This is a genomic window from Actinomycetota bacterium, assembly GCA_036280995.1.
Lineage (GTDB): Bacteria > Actinomycetota > CALGFH01 > CALGFH01 > CALGFH01 > CALGFH01.
In genome coordinates this window covers 1-4,125 of record DASUPQ010000553.1, presented here as the reverse complement: position 1 = coordinate 4,125, position 4,125 = coordinate 1, and the positions used below count along the sequence as shown (strand labels likewise).

Sequence of the window (4,125 nt, the reverse complement as noted above, 5' to 3'; positions counted from 1 at the left end):
CCTCACCTGGGACGGCATCTGGATGATGAATGAGTGGGCCAAGGTCAAGAGCCTGGAGTGGGGAGCGGCTCCGCTGCCCCAGATCGGCTCGCAGCCGGCCGTCTGGGCCAGCTCCCACAACTTCGTGGTCACCTCCCAGGCCCAGAAGGACCCCAACAAGCTGCAGGCGTCCAAGGTGTTCATCGCCTGGATCAGCGACCATTCGATCGACTGGGCCAAGGCCGGCCAGGTCCCGGCCCGGGCCTCGGTCCGGGAGACCCCCGAGTTCCAGGCGCTGGAGGTCCAGAACATCGCCGCCCAGCAGCTCGACTACGTCAAGTTCCCGCCGGCGGTGCCGGGCATCGGCGAGGTCACCACGCCGACCTTCGAGCTGGCCGTGAACGAGGCGGTGCTGGGCAAGAAGTCGCCCAAGGAGGCCCTGGACGACGCCACCTCCAAGGCCAACGAGCTGCTCGCCGCCAACAAGAAGAAGTACGGGGGGTAGCGGGCGATGACCACGACGGACGTCGGCGGCCGGGCCTCGCCTCCGGCCGCCGGTCCCGGCGCCGGGTCGCTGCGGCGGGGTCGCGGGCGGCGCGGCGCCGGCGGGGCGGTGGCGGGGGGCGGCGGCATCACCCCCTACCTGTTCCTGGCCCCGTACCTGATCCTGTTCGGCGTGTTCGTGTTGGCCCCGTCCGTCTACGTCATCTGGATCAGCCTGCACGACTGGGACTTCCTGCTGCCCGGCAAGCCGTTCGTCGGGCTGCAGAACTACCTCAACCTGTTCCGGCCGGGCACGGTGACGAGCGGGCCGTTCTGGCAGTCGATGGAGGCCACCGGCAAGTTCGTGCTGTTCAGCGTGCCCCTGCTAGTGGCCATCCCGCTGGCCGTGGCCGTGATGCTGAACCAGAAGTTCCCGGGCCGGAACTTCTTCCGGGCCGCCTTCTTCGCCCCCTACGTGCTCGGGGTGGCCGTGATCGGCATTCTCTGGGCCTTTTTGCTCGACCCCAACATCGGCCTGGTCAACTACTACCTGGACAAGATCGGCATCGACACCAACGTCCCCTGGACGACCCAGACCCCCTGGGTGTGGGCGGCGCTGGTCGGCCCGACGGTGTGGTGGACGCTCGGCTTCAACACCGTCATCTACCTTGCCGGGCTCCAGGACATCCCCAAGGAGCTGTATGAGGCAGCCAAGGTCGACGGGGCGAACCCCTGGCAGCAGTTCCGCAACGTCACCCTTCCCGGGCTGCGCCCGGTGCTGGTGTTCATCATCACCATCACGATCCTGGCCTCGGCCAACGTGTTCGGCCAGCCCTACCTGATCACCGAGGGACGGCCGGGGTTCGACACGCGCTCGGCGATCATGTACATCGGCCAGGAGGGCCTGCGCGACTTCCGCATGGGCAACGCGGCCGCCGCCAGCTTCATCCTCACCCTGTGCCTGATCGTCATCAGCGTGGTGGTGTTCTTCTTGTTCCGCGAGCGGAAGGAGCGCTGAGGTGGCCACGACCGCAACCACCAACCAGCCGCCGCGGGAGCAGGCGCCGCCCTCGCGGGCGTCGGTCGGCGGCGGGACCAGGGGCCCGTCGCTGGCCAGCCGGCTCGGCTCCTACACGGGCCTGCTGCTGCTCACTGTGCTGTTCGTCAGCCCGCTGCTGTTCATGCTCACGACCTCGTTCAAGACCAACTTCGAGGCCGCCCAGCCGACCTGGATCCCCAAGGACCCGACGACCGAGAACTACACCTTCATCTTCAACGCCGCCCAGACGCCGGTGCTGCGCTGGTTCGCCAACAGCCTGATCGCGGCGGCCGCCCAGGCCGCCCTGATCGTGCTCACCGCGTCGATGGCCGCCTACGCGCTGGCCCGGATGGACTTCCCCGGCAAGCGGCTGATCACCGCCCTGGTGATCGCCACCATCTTCATCCCCCCGATCGTCCTGCTGATCCCCAACTACGTGATCGTGGCCGAGCTGGGCTGGCTGGACAGCCTGACGGCGGTGATCGTGCCCGGCGTGGGAGGCGCCTTCGGGGTGTTCTTCCTGCGCCAGTTCTTCGTGTCGCTGCCAAGGGAGCTGGAGGAGGCGGCCGTGCTGGACGGGGCGAGCCGGTGGCAGATCTTCTACAAGGTGATCCTGCCGCTGTCCAAGCCCGCCCTGGCCACCCTGGCCCTGCTCAGCTTCCTGACTAACTGGAACGACTTCCTCTGGCCGCTGTACGTGCTGTTCAGCCCCGAGCGCCTGACCATCCAGCCGGGCCTGTCCACCATGCAGAGCGCCTTCACCACCGACTACGCCACCATCATGGTCGGCGGGGTGGTGGCCAGCATCCCGGTCCTGATCCTGTTCGTGATCGCCCAGCGGTTCATCATCGAGGGGGTCTCGCGGAGCGGTCTCAAGGGGTAGGGGTGACCCGCGGCCGACTCGCCCGCCCGCTGCTGGCGCTGGGACTGGCGCTGGCCGCCGCCTGCGGCCAGGACGCCGGGGACGGGGCCGGGAGGCCGGCGCCGTCGACCGCGCCCCGGCCGGCCCAATTCGCCAACCCGGTCCTCGAGGGCAACTTCGCCGACCCCCACCTGCTGCAGGTGGGGGAGACCTGGTACGCCTATGCCACCGGCGACCTGACCGTGAACCTCCAGGTGGCCCGGTCGCGCGACCTGGTGCGCTGGGAGCGGCTGGACGACGCCCTGCCCGAGCTGCCGGAGTGGAGCGTGCTCCAGAAGGGCCTCACCTGGGCGCCGGAGGCGGCCAGGACGCCGGCCGGGTTCGTGCTGTACTACACCCTCCGGCACGCCGCCTCCGGCCGCCAGTGCGTCTCGGTGGCCGTGGCCGACCGGCCCGAGGGCCCGTTCCGGGACCGCCGCAGCGAACCGCTGGTCTGCCAGACCAGCCTCGGCGGGTCGATCGACCCGCACCGCTTCGTCGACCGCGACGGCGCCGCCTACCTCCTCTGGAAGAACGACGGCAACTGCTGCGGCCTGCCGACTGAGCTGTGGGCCCAGCGGCTGGACGACGACGGCCTGCGGCTGACCGGCAGGCCGAGGAGCCTCGGGGTCGGCAACGACGCCCCGTGGGAGGGCGCGCTCATCGAGGCGCCGACCCTCTGGCGGGAGGGCGGCACCTACTATCTGCTCTACTCGGCCAACGACTACGGCAGCCCCGACTACGCGGTCGGCTACGCCACCGCCACCAAGGTGCTCGGCCCCTACCGCGACGGCCCCGGCAACCCGATCCTGCGCAGCCACGGCCCGGCCGCCGGGCCGGGCGGCCAGGCGGTGGTGCGGGCCGGCGACGGCGACCTCTGGCTCGCCTACCATGCCTGGGACAGCGCGGCCGTCGGCGACGACGCCGGCGGGCAGCGGGCCATGTGGCTGGACCGGCTCAGCTTCTCCGGCGGCCGCCCACGGGTCGACGGCCCGACCGCCAGCCCCCAGGAGGCGCCATGAGCGGCCGCGCCCGCCGGACGGCGGTGGTCCTGGGGATGGTGGTGGCGGCGCTGCTGGCGTTGCGGGCGGCCGCGGTCCTGGTGGCGCCGCCGGCGGACGACGGCGCGGTGCCGGCGACCGGGCCCGCTGCGACCGTGCCCGCGGCCACGGGCCCGGCCGCGCCGGCCGGGACGAGCGGGGCCAGCCTGCTCCTCGGGGCGGAGGACGGCCTGTTCCGGGTCGACCTGGGCACCGGCGCGGCGCGCCCGGTCCCGCTGCCCGAGGGGGCGCCGGGCGGCGACGGCGGGCTGGTCCGGGGCGACGGGACGGTCGTGGCCGTGCGCGGCGGGACGGCCTACGCGGCCCTGAACCGGCCTGGCCGGCCGGCGACCCCGCTCGGGGCCGCCGCCTACGCGCTCGCCTCGGCCGCCCCCGGGCGGGTCTGGCTGGTCGAGCAGACCGGTGACCCCGACCGCTGGTTCCGGGTGCGCGAGGTCGCGCTCGACGGCCCGGCCGGGCGGGCCGCGGTGGTGGCGCGAGGCGTCCTGCCGTTGGGCCGGCGGCCGGTCGCCGGGGTCCCCGGTGGCCTGCTGGTGGACGTTGTCGGGCGGGGTGGGGGGCTGGCCGTCTGGAGCCCCCGGACCGGCCGGGCCAGCCTGGCGCTGCGGGCCGCCGCACCGGTGGTGATGGCGGCCAGCGGCCGCACGGTCGCCTGGGTCGAG

General features: G+C 72.7%; 5 protein-coding genes. All 5 read left to right on the top strand.

The window, feature by feature from the left end:
* On the top strand, positions 1-484 hold a 484-nt coding region (locus tag VF468_18715), incomplete at its 5' end, for an ABC transporter substrate-binding protein (GenBank protein HEX5880324.1).
* 6 nt (positions 485-490) lie between these two features.
* Positions 491-1,480, top strand: a complete 990-nt coding sequence (locus VF468_18710) for a sugar ABC transporter permease (protein ID HEX5880323.1) — start codon at positions 491-493, stop codon at positions 1,478-1,480.
* Between the two features lies 1 nt (position 1,481).
* Positions 1,482-2,384 (top strand): carbohydrate ABC transporter permease, encoded by a 903-nt coding sequence (locus tag VF468_18705; protein HEX5880322.1) that lies wholly within the window; start codon positions 1,482-1,484, stop codon positions 2,382-2,384.
* Positions 2,385-2,386: 2 nt separating this feature from the next.
* Positions 2,387-3,424 carry a glycoside hydrolase family 43 protein gene (locus VF468_18700; GenBank protein HEX5880321.1) on the top strand — a complete coding sequence of 346 codons (1,038 nt, stop codon included), beginning with the start codon at positions 2,387-2,389 and terminating at the stop codon, positions 3,422-3,424.
* On the top strand, positions 3,421-4,125 hold a 705-nt coding region (locus tag VF468_18695; protein ID HEX5880320.1), incomplete at its 3' end, for a hypothetical protein. The genes VF468_18700 and VF468_18695, both read left to right, overlap by 4 nt.

Excerpts from the sequence above, each read along its gene's own strand:
- VF468_18710 (HEX5880323.1), top strand. The coding sequence starts at position 491 with ATGACCACGACGGACGTCGGCGGCCGGGCCTCGCCTCCGGCCGCCGGT.